6 protein-coding genes are annotated in these 16,279 nt (G+C 65.3%); 3 read left to right on the top strand and 3 right to left on the bottom strand.

What is annotated here, in order from left to right; all coding sequences use genetic code 11:
- The first annotated feature begins 468 nt into the window (after nt 1–468).
- Both OP04_RS47705 and OP04_RS47700 read left to right on the top strand, forming a co-directional pair.
- The gene (locus tag OP04_RS47705) at nt 469–744 is read left to right on the top strand and encodes a hypothetical protein (RefSeq protein WP_051800192.1); all 276 of its coding nucleotides are present in this window, start codon (nt 469–471) and stop codon (nt 742–744) included.
- Between the two features lie 277 nt (nt 745–1,021).
- A complete protein-coding gene (locus tag OP04_RS47700) occupies nt 1,022–2,572 on the top strand; it encodes a recombinase family protein (protein ID WP_085067373.1) in 1,551 nt (516 codons plus the stop codon).
- A 284-nt stretch (nt 2,573–2,856) separates the two neighbouring features.
- On the opposite strand, the gene OP04_RS47695 is transcribed toward OP04_RS47700, so the two are convergent.
- The 3 genes from OP04_RS47695 to OP04_RS47685 form a co-directional block, all read right to left on the bottom strand.
- Complete coding sequence (locus tag OP04_RS47695) at nt 2,857–3,693, bottom strand: hypothetical protein (protein WP_157241367.1); 837 nt, start codon at nt 3,691–3,693, stop codon at nt 2,857–2,859.
- A gap of 9 nt (nt 3,694–3,702) precedes the next feature.
- Nucleotides 3,703–5,181 (bottom strand): hypothetical protein, encoded by a 1,479-nt coding sequence (locus OP04_RS47690; RefSeq protein WP_033346726.1) that lies wholly within the window; start codon nt 5,179–5,181, stop codon nt 3,703–3,705.
- A gap of 100 nt (nt 5,182–5,281) precedes the next feature.
- On the bottom strand, nt 5,282–11,854 hold the full coding sequence (locus OP04_RS47685; RefSeq protein WP_085067372.1) for an RHS repeat domain-containing protein: 6,573 nt from the start codon (nt 11,852–11,854) through the stop codon (nt 5,282–5,284).
- 279 nt (nt 11,855–12,133) lie between these two features.
- Here OP04_RS47685 and OP04_RS47680 point away from each other — a divergent pair, with 279 nt between their 5' ends.
- The gene (locus tag OP04_RS47680; RefSeq protein WP_085067371.1) at nt 12,134–15,829 is read left to right on the top strand and encodes a LamG-like jellyroll fold domain-containing protein; all 3,696 of its coding nucleotides are present in this window, start codon (nt 12,134–12,136) and stop codon (nt 15,827–15,829) included.
- Nucleotides 15,830–16,279 lie beyond the last annotated feature (450 nt).

Below are 16,279 nucleotides of genomic sequence, written 5' to 3'. Positions count from 1 at the left end.
GAAGTAAACAGCAATTACAAAGCGTATTCACAGAACGGACAAAACACTGTCGATCTTGACAATCAGTTACCGAGGATCACCGGCCACCCACGCAACGTAGATCTCGTGACCGCAAACGTTACCGCTACTGCAGCTCGCCGCGACATACCCCCGTGACGATCCGCGCGCGACCGCGCTGATCAACCTGGCTCAGCGAGTGAACCTGATAACGCACCGTGAGGCGGAGTTCGCCCTGGAACGCCTCGACGACTACGACGACCTCGATCCCGAATTCAACTCATATTACGGATTGAGCTGGGGGTATCCCGGATCCGGACCCGTCACCCTAGCGCTGCTCATCGCGGCGCTGCTCGACGACAACAACGCCCGGAGACAGCCGTTGCCACCCGATGGCAGACGCCGACCGACACCGTCACCCTGGCGTGGCCGTTGGCCGACAGCCGGCGGCGCAGCCTGAGACGGCTGCCGGTGACCGCCGAGACTCTGTGGTGGACCTGGTGTTTCGCCGGCATCTCCCAGTTCCTACTTGCTGTGATCTTCCGAGCTGTCGCCGCCCGCATCGGCTGGCTGATCTTCGGCACCGCCACCACCGCAATGGTCCACAGCACTACCGCCGCTCCGTCGCAGCCCGTGGCCGCCGGTGTCACGGTGCTGTGGTGGGTGGCGCTGAGTCTGCCAGCGCTGCGCCGCAGCTGGCGCAAACGCAGGATCATCGCCGACGCCCCGGGACTGTTTCCCCGCTGAGCGACGGCGCCGTCCCGCACGACATCTGTACGGACCGAGGGCCCGCAGGTAGTGAACGAGAACGGCCATTGGGCGCGACCTGGGTGGAGATGACGGCGACCCGGACAGGCGCGGCCGACGGTGACAGCACGCTCATCGCGGTGGGTAGATGGCTACGGCACAACGCTCTTTCGAGGGAGTTACTTCCCGGATGGGTGACCTGGCACTTCAACGACCACCGGATCGGGCACCAGCCGGACAACCAGCAGATGCCACCCGATTCGAAGGTGAGCCGGTCATGTCAGCCCTTCCTCCACCCGCCTCCACCACCAACGACACGTCCTTCTCCGAATCGCTCGCCGCCATACCGCGCAGCACCCGCGTCCGCGGCCATGCCACCCGCAGGATTGCCGACGGCGTGCGGTTCGCGTTCTACGGCCGCATGTCGACCGCCGACTACCAGGACGTCACATCGTCCCAGCAATGGCAGCACGATGCCGCGAGCCGCCTGACCGCCGGGCACGGGCGCATCGTCGCCTCGTTCTTCGACGCCGGGGTGCCCCGCAGCGTGCCGTGGCCGCAACGTCCACAGGCTGCGGCTTTGCTGGCCGCGCTCGCTCGCCCGGACCGGCCGTTCGACGCGATCGTCATCGGTGAGTACGAGCGAGCGTTCTGCGGTAACCAACTCCAGCACCTCCTGCCCGTCCTGACCGCCCGCGGAGTGCAGGTGTGGCTGCCGGAAGTCGGTGGGCCCGTCGATCCCGCAAACCCGGCGCACGAGGCCCTGCTGATGCTGCTCGGCCATCAGTCGGAACGGGAGGTCCTGCGCGCCCGGTACCGGACCACCACGGCGATGCGCGCCCAAGCCCGAAACCAAGGACGGCATCTCGGCGGGCGCCCACCATACGGCTACCGGCTCGTTGACGCCGGCCCGCATCCAAACACCGCACACGCACGCTGGGGGCGTCGCCTGCACCAGCTCGACGCGGACCCGGACACCGCCGACCACGTCCGCTGGATCTTCGCCCGCCGCCTCGACGGATGGAGCACCGCCGCGATCGCCCGGACCCTCAACGCCGACGGCATCGCCTCGCCGTCGCAACACGACCCCGGCCGGAACCCGCACCGTACTGGCACGGCATGGTGCCTGCGAACCGTCGCGGCGATCCTGTCCAACCCCCGCTACACCGGCCGACAAGTCTGGAACCGCCAGCGGATCGACCACCACGAGACCACACCCGGAAACAAGCGCACCCGAGCGGCCGGGCAGAAGCCGACTCATTGCGCGAACCCGCGGGAGGACTGGGAGATCTCCACCGAGATCGCACACCCGCCACTGGTCAGCGAGGCGGACTTCCTCGCCGTCCAGCAGATCACCGCCCTCCCCCAGCCCGATGACGGCAACAGCAACCGCTACCAGCTCACCGGACTGATCATCTGCGGAATCTGCAGCCGCCGGGCCGACGGACACTGGGTTCACGGACGGGCCAGCTACCGCTGCAGGCACGGTCACAACAGCGCCAGCAACGCCACACCCGGCAGGCCGAAGAATCTTTACATCCGCGAGGACTACGCACTTGCCGCAGCCGCCGCCCAGTACGCGCATCTCACCGGCGGTCCCGCTGACATTGAACCAGCGGTACTCGTCACCCGGCTACGAGAGCACGGCATCACTCTCATCTGCTCGCCAGACGGCATCGTCCTCGACGGCACCGACAACCTGCCGGACCACCCGGCCGATCCAGACAGGCCGATAGACACCGACGGCCGCCGCACCGTACCGATCATTTCTGACCTGCTCGGGACAGCATTTAACCCCCACCAAAGCCATCCGCCGAAACGTGAATGACTTTGGTGGGGGTTAACGTGTCCGAGATCGAGTTGAGCCCTACGCACACACGCCGGTGTTCGGAGCATGGTCGACGTGGATCGAGCTGGTGGGCGACGGTCGATGATTCCCGCGATGCCCTCGGTCATCTCCGCTGGCGCAGGAGGTTACCGAGGGCATCGCGAGGACGACGCCCTCGGCGGAGGGCGTTCGTCCTGGCTGTCGGCAAAGATGAGGACAAACATCCCCGTCTGACGCGGCCGCCAGCGCGGGCGACACGGTCTCGAACTACGTCGCCGATCAGGTCACCGTTCGGCGGCACGGAGATTACGAAGATCCTGGCGCCGCCGAACTGTCCATCGTTGAGGGCTGAGACGCTGCTGCTGCTGAACTACGCGCAGCGCTGCTGCTGCCGCCATCGCGTCGGCATCCGACCCGAGATCACCGCCCGTCGGCGCCTCAGCAGGGCGCGCCGCGTCATACTGATCAAAGGTGAACGAAACGCTGCCAGCCGGGTGGTCCCCGGCCGCGGGGTACTCGAATCCGAACTGCCGCAACCGACCCTGGTTGTCGGTCGTCGCGCGGAACGGCAGCGAGGCCGCCCGATCCCCGAGCGCTGAGACATGGTCCTTCTCCAGACTAAAATCAAGCGTTCCCGGGGTGACACCGGTCAGGTCGACCGTCCCCTCGAACGACGCCGTGCCCTTGCGTGCCACCGTGACCACACCGGCTACCAGCCCTTCCGCTCCGGTCAGGTTCTTCTCCGGCCGAATCAGCCGCAGCGGCCCGAACGCGCCGCCGTTCGCGAGCGCCTTGGCCGGCAGCCACTTCTGCCCGGTAAGCACACCCCGCAGGTCAGGCGGCAAACCCTCGGTCTGCGAGAAGTCCAACCGCAGCCACTGCGCGTCACCGACCGTGCGATACCGCACGTCGGTCACATCGGTAGCGCTGTACTTGACCCACTGCTGCACCTCCAGCGATCCACTCGGCCCATGCACGACTCCCGAAATATCGCCGTCGTACGGCGAGGCAAGCTTGAACTCGTAATTCGACGCGCCCAGGTCGGCAACAGAAGCAGACAGGGCCGTCTTCGGCTTGTCCGATGCCTTGAGGTAACGCAGCGCTATACGAAAGTGGGCCAAGGAACCGCATCACTCCGCCGGAAACGGTTCTCCGGTCTCTGCGTCCCAACGGCGCACGGTCGCGGCTCGCTCGGTCGGGGCAGGAATATCCAGCGAGAAGAGCACCGGCCTGCCGTCCACGACACCCGCCGCGATATCACGGAGCTGAGCGCGATGGCCGTGCAGCGGCGGTCCGAGCGGCTCACCGGTCTCCGCGTCGAAGCGCAGCACCTGCCGATATGCGGCGACGGCCAGACGGTCACGGCCTTGCCACCGATAGACGCACAGTGCCGTGGGCCGTTCCGCCACAATCGGCGCGCCCACCTCGTCGCCGGTTGCTATGTCATACCGGCGAATCTCCCTCCGGCCATTCACGCCGGTGATCGCCGCGATCCGGGCGTGTCCCCCTGCGTTATAGAACACCGGCGGCTCCCACACCTGCTGCTCGACTCGGCGCCCGGCCGTGACATCCAAGATCAGTTCAAGCCACAAGACCGCCGCGATCCGGCCTCCACCGACTCGCAGATCCAGGCGGTCGACGGCCCTACCCACAGCCAGCGGCGGCCCGGATGGCAACCCGGATGGCAACCCGGTTCGGCTGTCGAACCGGGCGATCATGCCGTCACCGTATCCGATGACGCACTCGCCATCGCCTGCGGTCATCGCGCGCACCCGCCACGCAGACGGCCGTAGGCTCCCTGGCCGGGTCAGCCGGATCCGTCGCCAGTCGCCGCCGTCCGGGCGCCACAGCCAGACGCGGGAACCGCGCCGCTCCGCGACGAGCACCCCTGGCCCGTGGTCATCGACGAACGCCTCGGACCAGCGAGCTGGGAGCCGCATTTCTCCGGTCGTCGGCGAGACTGCAACGGTCTCGTAACGTGCCGGATTCGGGAAGGCCAGCGTCGATACGACAGTGCCATCGGCCGCCGAGTGGAAGACCACCCGGGTTTCCTCGTTCACGGCCAGTAGATCGCCGTATGCGGCCAACCGCAGCGATGCGGTGCGCAGGAACGGCCGGGCGACGCCACGCCAGCGGGGTTCGTCCGCGCCCCCGGGGACAACCCCCGCGTCGATGCCTGCCAGTAGCCGCTCCAGCATCGGCGCGAGCTTCGACGGGTGCCGGGCTGCCTCGACGAGCGCTGGACGCGCCTCGACCAGCGCCGCACGCAGCGCGTCCACCCGCGAATCCATCTCAGCGTCGGACCGTCCGGCCCGCTGCACCTCACCGTGCGCGATCCGGTCGATCAGCTCGATCGTGTCCTCGCGTGCAATGTCGCCGGGCTGCGCTGCGATACGAGCAAGAAACCCCAGTACACGGACAGCCGTATCCCGGTAGCCAAATCCCTCATCCTCGATCCCGCACGGATAGCTGTAGTCCTCGTCGTCGAGTAGATCGGCAACCATGTCCGCGTTACCACCGTGGGCAGCCAGACCGCCCAGCGCATCGAGGAACGGCGCGGCGTCATCGCCGAGCAGTTCCGTCCAGGGCACCTCGTCGATACCCGCCAACGGTTGAGTCCAACGTGGTTCCACCGGCCCGGTCCTTTCCAGGATACGGCTGGGTTGCGGGCTCGCGAGCCCGCAACCCAGCGCTACTAGACGTTATGTATCAGAACAAGTCGGCGATGAAGCCACCGGCCTTGCGTCCAACAAAGTTGCCAACCGCACCCAACGCGACCGCACCGACCGGGCCGGCGACAAACGCACCGACTGCGCCAAACGCGGCGGCACCTGCGATTCCGCCCACCGCTTCCGCCGCCACGTGCACGCGTTTGGCCGGCGGTGCGGTGGCAACGTCGTACACGTCGAGTGCGACGCCAGCGACAGCGCCGACAGGCCCGGCCGCGCGAAACACACGACCCATGGCACCTTTATTGCGACCCAGGCCCTCTACGAGACCATTCATCTTGGAAATCACCGCGCCGGGCTTAGTCCCCTCCAGAGCGTTCTCCACGGTAGATGTTCCGGCCCGTGTATAAATCGACGTGGTGTCGTACCCCTCACCGACCAAATCCAGCGCGGTGCCGGGAGCGTACTGGCCGCCCGCCTTACTGATGCCCTTCTGGCAGTTTTTGACACAAACCGGCTTGTCGTAGAGAGTCTTGCCGAAATCGTCGATGCCCATCACACCGGCGGTGCTCCTCGCCTTGGTAGATAGCGCACGAAGCCACAACTCGCCCGGCGCGGTCCGATATCCAGGACGGCATTGCCCCTCTGCACACAGGCCGCCTCCACTAACTCCCCAGCCCCATGTACCGCTGTGCCGATTAAAGACCCCGGATACGGTTTTGCCACCACCGTAAGATTGGGGTTGTTTCGTAGTCGGATGGATACCTCCGCGACGGGCGAAGTCAGTAATCCGATTCTGCGCCTCTTTGAGATAGTTGCGACCCAGCCATAGCGAGCCCATAAACAACGAAAACGGGTTCCACTGGCGAGTGGTATAGCCGCCGCTCGAGCCGTTTCCCTCGTCGATTCGCTCGCCGGACGGATCCGCGTTGACGACGGGGTTGTTGCCGGCGTACGCGTACCCGCCGATCTGCACGGGGTCGTCCCTCTGCAGTACCGGGTCTGCGGTGGTAAATCGTCCGATAGCCGCGTCGTACTGCCGGACGCCCACCAGCATTAGTCCAGTCGTACTGTCCTTTGGCTTGTTGAGGAAGCCCCGGTTGTTCGGCGCGGAGACCGGCGTGCCGCGTTCCTCGCCATACGGCGTGTACTGCCGCCACGTGGGCTTCTGCGCCGTGTTGTCGAGATAGAGCGTGGGCGTCTCGTGATGGTCGGCGAGCGCGTAGACGAAGTCCGTCGCGGTGCTTCCAGTACGCACGACCTGGCCTCCGCCAGGCAGTTCGTAGTACCGCGTGCCAGTGACCGCGCCGGTCACTGCGTTCAGCTCGAACTGCTGGCTGCCCAGATAAAGCACGGTCTTGGCCGGATTCTTGGTTACCATGACGTCGCCGTCGGCGTCGTATCCGAACGTGGAGTCGCCGGCCGTCGAGCCGCTGACCCGGATGAGCTGGTTAGCCGCGTTGTAGTCAAGCTTCTGCGCGCCCTGACCGGCGTTACGACCGGTCATATTGCCCGACGCGTCGTATCCGTACGTGCCACCGGCACTGGTGGACGTGAGCGCGTGCGGTTGCGAAGTGTCGTACCCATAGGTGTTGGTGACGGCCGCGGCCGGACCACCGGCGTAGGCATGCTGTACCTGGGCCGTGCGGTTGCCGAGCAGGTCGATCGCCCAGGTGGTCCAGTAGGCGGACGTGGCACCGAGCCCGCTGCCGATCATGTGCGAGTCGTCGGTGGTGGGTGTGGCCTTGCAGTCGTCGGTTGCGGTCCACGCGCCGGTCAACTGGTTGAGACCGTCGTAGGCGAAGCACTGCGTCTCCGACGATGCCGCCGCACCGTACCGGGTGCTGACCTGTGTGGTGATGTTTCCGGCCAGGTCGTAGCGGTAGTCCTGCTTATCCACATCAACGGTGTCGCCGCTGCTTCGGGTCACCAGGCTCGATTCCAGGCGGCCGCTGTTGTCGTCATAGGTGTTAGTGACGTAGGCAAGACTGGTCCCCGTGCCGAGCTTCTGCTGCAGCACCTGGCCGTAGGCGTCGTAGATCGTCCCCTGGTCGTACCCGGTAAGTCCGTTGAGCGTGTCCGGCAGATCGAGCACGCCCTGATACGTGTGGTTGACCGTCTCGGCCGGCAACCCGCCTTGCGCGCTGTAGATGTCTCGCAGCGCGAGGCCGGTAGTGGCCGAGTAGGTCTGCCGGACCGTGTACGTCCCGGCGAGCGCGCCCGCCGTCTGCGGCACGGTCACGCTGATGCCGAGCGAGTCGCCGAACACGTTGAAGTTCAGTTGCTGCTTCGTCCAGGGCGCCCCGTCGATGTAGGACGTCTCGGTGGTGAGCTGGCCGACCGCCCGCGAGACGCCGGCAACGCCGTTGGAGTTGTCATAGACCCACCCGGACATCTGGTTGCCGGTCCCGCCCGGCTTCTGGTCCGCGACCGCCGCCGCGTACTTGCCGGTCTTCCGGTTCATCACGTCGTACGTGTACGAGACCGTCTTACCGCGTGCGTCCGTGGACTGCAGCAAGTTGTCCGCGCCGTCGTAGACCATGCCGGTGGTCGGACCCGCATCTGGATCAATCTTGGACACCACGCGTCCGCGTAGGTCGTACGTCTCCGTCCAGGCCGGTCCGGACGTCCCTTGGCGCACCATGTTCTGGTTGCCGTGGCCGTCGAAGCCGTACGTGAGCACGGACGTGGTGCCGCCCGCGACGGTGAATCGCTGCGTGAACGGGTCGGCCGGTTCGGTCACGACGGGCCGGGTGAGGTAGCTGATCGCCTGCGTGGTGCGGCCCACCGGGTCGGTCATCGTTGCCCTCACCGTTCCGCCGTCCGGAGGGATCGTCCAGGCGCGGTCCCCCTGCGCGACCGTGATCGCCGTCGAGACCTGCTCGCCGTTACGAAGGTTCTGCACGACGACCGCGTCGCCGAGGCTGTTGTACGTGGTCGCGGTCGCCTTGGGCACTTGTGCGTGCAGGTCGGCTGCGGAGACCAGTGTGGTGTTTGGCGTGGTTTTCGAGTCCCACCATCGCGTGTACGTGGACGTCACCCAACCGCGGCTGTCGTAGAACGTGTCGGAAACCGTGCGGCCGCCCTGCGGTGTCATCTCTTGCGTCTGCCGCGTGCGTAATAGTCCGTCGTAGATCAGTGTCGAGGTCTGGTAGCCGCCAGAATCGTTGAGCACTTTCGTGGTGGTAGCCGTGACGCCGGTGTTCGTCACGTCGTACTCGAACAGTTTGTTCGCCGGCGAAGTGGTCGCGCGGCTCGCGAGCCAGACCGCGGTGAGCCGGCCCATCGCGTCGTACTTCTGCGTGGTGACCACGCCGTTGCCGTCGGTGGCGGTGAGCGTGTTGCCGCGTTGCGGTTCCAGTGTCGACTTTGCGCTCTGGCTCAGTGGGTTGATGATGTCCTTGGCAATGACCAGGCCGACGCTGTTAACGGTGTAGGCGGTCTTGGTGAGGTTGCCGTTGCCGTCGTACGCCTCAGTCTGCCGCCCGGTCGCGTCGAATGCGGCCCGTTCCGTGGTCTGCCAGATGTAGGCACCGCCGGTATGGTCGAACGCCTCCCGGATCATGGTCACGTCACCCTTGGTGGGTGCCGTGGTCTGAGGGAACGTGGTGTCCCACTTCTGGTCGTCATAGAACGTCCGGGTCGCGGAGATCACCTGGGCGGGACGAGAAACGCTCGCGGGTGCGGTCAGCGTGTTGACGCTGCCGGGCGCGGACGGCTTCGCGCCGGCTGTGAAGCCGTCGCACGCCACCGATACCTTCTCCACCTCGGCGGCCAGGCCGACGAGCGTGCCGGTTGCCGCGTATTTCGTGGTCTCGCACGTGTCGTATGCCTTGTCGACCGGCGACGTGTGTGTGTAGGTCGTTGTCGGCAGGCCGAACAGCGCATCCGACGGGGACGAAACGTAGGCGGTGTCTGATTGGGTGTATCGCCAGCCAGCGCCGACCGCCTGCCGGGTGAATGTCTCCACCGGCGCCACCCAGTTCGAGGTGAGCGGGGTAAGGCCGGTGCGGCTACGGCTTGCGGCGTCCGCGGAGACCCAGTACGAGGTGATCATGGAGTTGTCGACCGTGTCGCCGAGGTACTCGGTCTTCTCCATCGCCATGCCTGCCAACTGGTCGACATCCTCGTGTACGCCGCCGAGTGAGTCGGTCAGGTTGACAGCGATGCTGTTGTTATTCTTCGACATGCCGCGGTGGTAGACGGTTGACGTCTTCGCCTGCCGGTCATTGACGCCGTCGCCGAGGTAGGTGACCACTTCGCGGTATCCGCGGAACTGCCCGTACGTACGGTACTTCGCCTTGACTAGCTCGTTCTCGTCGTAGCGCCAGGCGGCGCCACCGAGATACTTGTAGACGGTGGTCTGTGCGGACGCCCCACCAGTCGGGTCGGTCTGCATAACCTTGCTGACCACGAATTTGTTGAACCAGTCCGTGATCGGTGCGGTGTAGCCCTCCGGCGTCCAGGAGACCGGATAACACGAAGCGGTGTTCGACGACGCGGTCAATTTGACCGGTGCGGTGCACGGGTCGACCAGGTCGTAGGTGACGTTGATCTGCGAGCCGGTCTCCGTGGTGATCGTCTGAAGCCTGTATTTGTAGAACGCAGGCAGTCCATCGCTGAACGTGTCGACGCGGTTCTGCAGTTGGATCGGCGTGAATGTGATCGGTGGTGCGGTCGCGGCATCGGTTGCGCCGCCAGCTAGCGCGGAGCCGGTGTGCACGATCTGGGAGAGCCAAAGGGTGGCCGCGGTGCCGTCGCCAGTCGGCGGCATGGTCTGGGTCAACGCGTACGAATCGACCGGCACATACAACGACGACGAGAGCTGGTACTGCTGGGCAACGACGCCGGTCAGCCGCACGGTAGAGAAAAACGACGGCGACTGCGATTTACAGGTCGCGTTCTTCGCACACACCAAGTCGAACGGCACATCCGGGAAGTTGGTCGCGTTGGTCGCGTTCAGTGTGCACGTGCCGGAGACGCACCGCTCGCCGGTATTGAACACGATCCGGGCCGGCACCGTGCCATACGCGCCGCCGTCCTTGAACCCGTAGTCGATCCGGTTAAGGTACTGGTCACGTACATACTCGACCATGCTGTCGGCTTTGTACTTGCCGTAGTAGTTGGTGTCCTGCTTGTAGTGGTACGCCACCGCGTTACCGTGCGTGTCGACTGCATAGTCGAGTCCCCACCGGTAGGCCATCGTGCACACAGACGAGGAGAACCCGGACGAGTTGTAACACGGGTTACCTGGCTGCGGAGAGTAGACCGGGATCGTGGCGACCGAGTTCGTGACCGCTTTCCCGTCAGCCCAGCCCGGCAGCTTGTTCATACCGAACGAGTACGCGGTCCCGTCTCGCTCTTTCACCTGCCACCAGTCCTGGGCGTACGCGCTCGTGCCGTTGCCCTTGTCGGTACTGGTGCAGGTCGGGTCCGTGGTCTTGGTGCAGTAGTGCGTGACGGTCGAGCCGTTTGCCTTTTCGGTCTTGAACACCTTCTTGGCGGAGTCCCACACCAACGGCGTCGAGCTGCCATTCAGTGACAGCGTGAAGATCGGCCCGTCGTAGCAGGAGTCGTAAATCTTCGTGGGCGCCGGCTTACCGCCCGGGCTCTCCGCACAGCTCTGGAACGTCTGTTCCACAAACGACGAGGGAGTGGTCCAGCCCTCGCCAGCCCACGATGCTTGTGACTGCGTGGCAGCCGTCTGCCCATCCGTGGTCGAGGAGTCGTAAGCCAGACCCAGGTCCGGGATCATCTCAGACGGCGCGGACGCGATCGAGAGTGGGTACGAGTAGGTGAAGTTGCCGGTACTGCTGCCGCCGGACCAGGACCCGGACGGTTTGAGCGTGGTGGCGCTGAACGTGCCGCCGGCACCGCCGGCTTCGCCGCCGGTGTCGGCAGCTGCGGCCAGGACCGCGGCCGTGCCGGCGTTCTGTGCGGCGATGGCGGGTACGTCAACGACGGCGGAGAGCGTTTTCGCGGTTGTGTCGTTGTCAGTCTCCAGCGGCGTGCCGACATGGCAGCCAGCCTGCTCTGGAGTAGTCAATACACACGCCGGGTACTGCCACAGCCTGAGCCGCAGCGCGTAGTTGCCGCCGTAGGCTTGTGCGAAGCCGGTGTAGTCGAGGCCGACCTGTGCTTGGCCGGCGCGGTCTCCGGAGACGGTCAGCAACACTCCATCCACGCCCGCCTTCGTGGCGGCGGAGCGGCCCAGGACCGACACGTTGAGCTTTCCGGGCCCGGAGTACGCGCGCTTCTCATGCGGTGCGACCGTCTGCGCCCAGACCGGAGACTTCGGCATCGCGGTCCGGGCTCCGCGGGCGTCGCCGTCAGCCGGAGCGGTCAGGCTGACCGTACTGTTGGCAGGCATCGGCCATGTGACCGGCGAGGCCTGAAAGTTGTCCGGGCCCTTGGCGGGCTTGGCGAACTGCGGGACGACCTCCTTCACACCCTTCACCGCGGAAACCTGTGCGACCTCCGGTGCCGGATGTGGCTTGTCTGGGGCGGCGACTGCCGTGCCGCTCATGGACACGGCTGCCGCCGTGGTAGCGGCGATGAGCAGCGTTTTCTGCATCAAGGGCCGCCGAAGGATGGCCAGAAGGCCGAATGCCATGTCTTTACCCCTCGTGAGGCGTCGTCGGTGCGCCGTGTCGCGTCTTGGTCACCGAGACGCGAAAATGCTCGGCCGGAAGCCGATCACATATGCGGTGATCTACACAGGACCTTCAAGATCACAGATATGTTGCAATCGATCATGGGGTGTCGATCTAGATAACAAGCGCGTTACAAAGTCGATCTTGGGGTGTCAGCGGGTCCCCGCGTCACGCGGCCATGTGCTTCGATTCGCCGCGCCGGTCACCGACCCGGCACCCGTCGAGAGGTATGGAGCACGATGCAATCGCCGCGATCACGCGGGCGGCATTGGCTGCCGGCAGGACTGACCATCCTGCTGGCCACGAGCGGCACGGCCGTTCTCAGCTCGCCCGCCGAGGCCACGCCACCACTCGCGTCGCCTGCCAAGACCCAGGCCAACGACCTCAGCACCTCCGAAGCGCTCACGCAAGCTCGCGCCTCTCGCACCGATGTCAGCGTTACCGCGGCCACCACGCCGACCGAGACACTCACAGCGCACGCGGACGGCACCCTGACGCTCGAACAGACCTCGACGCCCACACGCCGTCTGATCGACGGGGCGTGGAAGGACCTGGACGCCACCTTAGCCATCGCTGCGGACGGTGGTATCGCTCCGAGAGTCTCCGCAGCCGACCTACGCCTCTCCGGTGGAGGTGCCGGTCCGCTCGCCACGATGGGTTCCGGCGACCGCACATTCGCGTTGACCATGCCGTTCGAGCTTCGCGCGCCGACGCTCGACGGGCCAACCGCCACGTACGCGGACATCCTGCCCGGCGTGAATCTAGTCGTGACCGCGGACCGCCTTGGCGGTTTCTCCGAGGTGTTGGTCATCGAAGACGCGAAAGCCGCCGCCGATCCACGGCTGGAGAAAATCGCTCTGACGACCGAGACCCGTGGCATCACGCTCTCCACCGCCGCGGACGGATCGATCGTGGGCACCGACGCTATCGGTCGCGTCGCGGTGACAGCGGCAGCCCCGATCATGTGGGACTCGACAAGAAGCTCCACGCCAGACCAGCGTCGTGCAGCGCCGCAGGACTCCGACCCTGTCGAGCCCGGCGCAGGCGCGCAGGTCGAACCGGTCAAGACAGTCGTCTCCGGATCCACTATCGAACTGACCCCGGCGCAGTCGCTGCTCACCGGACCGGACGTCACCTGGCCGGTTTATGTAGACCCGACCTTCACCGCTCCGGCGGCCGGCGCCGCTGTCACTGGATTCGCCACCATCAGCAAGACCTACGCCAGCACGAACTGGTGGAAGGACTCGCCGAGCACCAACAAGAACGACATGCAGTCCGGCTACGACGGGGACACGGGTGACACTCGCCGGGCACTCATGAACTTCACCATCGACACCGCGAAGCTCTCCGGTGCCGAGATCATCGACGCCACACTGAACGTCACCGAGACCTGGTCGTACAACTGCACGCCGAGCCAGGTCGACCTGCACGCCCCCGGCGCCGACCTGCTCTCCACGAACGCCACCTGGAATGCCTGGCTGCCGTCGACCGGCAGCAAGGTCGCCTCAGCCAATGTCGCGTACGGCTGGAACTCGTCCTGCGCTGCGCGCGGGGTGCCGTTCGACGTCAAGGGCACCATCGTCAGCGATGTCAACTCGGGTAACAAGTCACGGACGTTCCTGCTGAAAGCGGCTAATGAAGGCAGCGCGAACGGCTGGAAGCGCTGGGACCAGGCCTCCCCTAAGATCACCATCCGCTACAACCACGCGCCCAACCAGCCCTCTGGGCTCAAGACCTCACCGACGACGGCCTGCACAGGCTCGACGATCGGCGACACCGCGGTCAAGCTGTTCGCGTCGGTATCTGACCCGAACGGCAGCAACGTCGGTGTGACCTACAAGGTGTGGAAGAGCGACAACACCTCGGTCAACGTGACTTCCGACCCGAACGCTCTCACCTCACCGTCCGGGTCGAGCAGCGTGCCATTCACGGTCGGCCAGGCATGGTTCAAGTCCGCTGCGGCCGGCAGTCCGACGAAGTTCTCCTGGAACGTCACCATCACCGACTTCCGCACCAACAGCCCCACATCGACCACGTGCTCATTCGTATGGGACCCGACTCGACCCGGCACACCTTCCATCACGTCACCGCAGCAGATCTCCATCGGTAAACCGGCCACGTTCGCGGTCACGTTTCAGAAACCCGATACAGGCAGCACACAGACCGTCCCGGCGTCGTATCAGTACCAGCTCAATGGCGGACCGATCAGCACGGTGACCGCCAGCGCCACGGGCGAGGCCTCGATCGCGGTCACGCCGACCCGATTCACGAACACCCTGAACGTCACCAGTGTCTCGGTCGGCGGCAACTTCGGCGCGACCGCCGCCGAGATTTTCACCGCGCAACCCGCCGCGCTCGCGTCGGCCGGCGATCTGAACGGTGACGGCAGGACCGACCTTCTCACCGCCGGCAGTAAGAACTCCCTGCCGCCTGGGCTGTGGCTCGCACCCGGCACCAGCACCGCGGCGATCAACCCGCTCGGCACGAACATCGGCACCTCCGGCAACGGCGTCAAAGGCGACCGCTCACCGTCAAACTTCGACGGCGCACAGGTGATCACCGGCCGGTTCACCGGCTCCGGCCTCCAGGACCTGCTGGTCTACTATCCCGGCAACGCGCCCGGCTTGGGCGGCGGGATGGTGCTGAACGGCAGCGGTGACGGCTCCCCCATCGCCGCCGACCAATCCGGGGTCGAGCACACCATCGCAGGCGGCTGGTTCTCCGACTTCAACTACGACGCGGACGGCAACGCCGACAACCCCCTTATGCTGGCCAACGCCGGTACCGCCTCCGGACGCGCGACCGAATACCCCGACCTGATCGGTATCAACGGCGACCCGCTCAACGGCTACTACCTGAACTACTACCCGAGCCAAGGCGGCCTGCTGAACTGGGCGTTCCCCACCATGCTCAGCACACCGGCCCCGGACGGCAGCATGGGCTGGAACCGTTGGACGATTACCACCACGCAGGCTGCCAACGGCAAGACCAGCATGTTCCTATGGAACCGCTACACCGGAGCACTGCACCTGTGGTCGAACCTGACCATGGACCTCAACTCCGGCACGCTCAGCTACACGCCGTACGTTTTGGCCGACGGCAACGGCACCACCTTTCTCAAGGCGGTTCCCGCCATCCTGCAGGCCTCCGACTTCAATGGTGACCAGGTTCCGGACCTGTGGGTCCTCGGCCCAACCGGCCTGGTCACACCATGGCTGACCACGGTTGGAGCTACCGGCAGCGGTGTGGTCACATCGCAAACCACGCAGGCACTGATCACGACTGCGCACAGCTGGCTACTCAACGATGCCGACACCGATGGCACCGCGGTCGGCACCAACCAGGCGCGAGACAGCGCGGGATCACTCCATGGCACTGGAACCGCCGGCACGACATGGAACACCGGCGAACTATTCGACCCGAACGTCGAATTCAACGGCAGCAACGGCGCAGTCTCGGCCCCACAGGCAGTCAACACCGCCGCCGACTTCTCCGTATCATTCTGGGCACGGCCGACGGCATACGACGGCACCGTGCTGTCCCAGGACGGCGTGAACGGCGTCGGATTCAAAATCAACCCCGCCAGCGAAGACACCGCCTGGCACTTCGCCATGCCGGTGACAGACACCCCGTTCCTCGGTACTCCCTGGACCACGATCAAGTCCCCGGCAGGCACCGCCAAAATCGGAGTCTGGCAGCACATCACCGCCACATATCAGCGCTCCACCGGACGCATGTCCCTCTACATAGACGATCAGCTGGTCGGCACCGCCACACACAGCTCCCCCTGGACGGCGACCGGCAACTTGCAGATAGGCACCGTGAGGACAAATTCCACCTCGCACGACTACTACTACAACGGTCAGATCGCCCACGTCCAAACCTGGAATACCGTCATCAACCCCGTAAAGACGACGACCAGCACACCAGCATGACGAGCACGAGACCCACAGGCAAAACGTCGCTCCCTGCCTGACAATTCAGGCTGCGTCTACTCTCCAGGTGGCGCTCAGCGAGGGCGGCAGCCTGCTTAGTGGGATGTCTGCAACATTGAGCTCCGGTGCCGACTAGCGGTTACTAGTCGGCACCGGGTAGCTTCCTCGCGCAGGACAGCGTAAGCCGTTCCCATTCCCAATGGGTCAGATTACCAAACACACACAGACAACGATGGATCATCACCAAGGAAACGATCCATCAACACTGCCTAATGCCGTCAGTGCCATAAGGTCATAGGAGTTGCTTGAGTAAGCCGGAGAACTGATACAGCTCATCGGTTTGCTGCTCACTGAGCCATTCCGCGCAACGAGTCGCCGACTCTGAGTGACCGGCGGTCGGAGTCCACACGCGACACGCCGAAGGTGTTGCGCTGCAACGAGAAGACGCAG

This window comes from Catenuloplanes japonicus (assembly GCF_000717135.1).
In the GTDB taxonomy this organism is placed as follows: Bacteria; Actinomycetota; Actinomycetes; order Mycobacteriales; family Micromonosporaceae; genus Catenuloplanes; species Catenuloplanes japonicus.
The sequence above is the reverse complement of the archived record's forward strand: the minus strand, read 5'-3'. Positions and strand labels throughout refer to the sequence as shown.

Bases quoted from the DNA above. Each gene is read 5' to 3' on its own strand.
- OP04_RS47700 (WP_085067373.1), top strand. From the start codon at position 1,022: ATGTCAGCCCTTCCTCCACCCGCCTCCACCACCAACGACACGTCCTTC.
- OP04_RS47680 (WP_085067371.1), top strand. From the start codon at position 12,134: ATGCAATCGCCGCGATCACGCGGGCGGCATTGGCTGCCGGCAGGACTG.
- OP04_RS47685 (WP_085067372.1), bottom strand. From the start codon at position 11,854: ATGGCATTCGGCCTTCTGGCCATCCTTCGGCGGCCCTTGATGCAGAAA.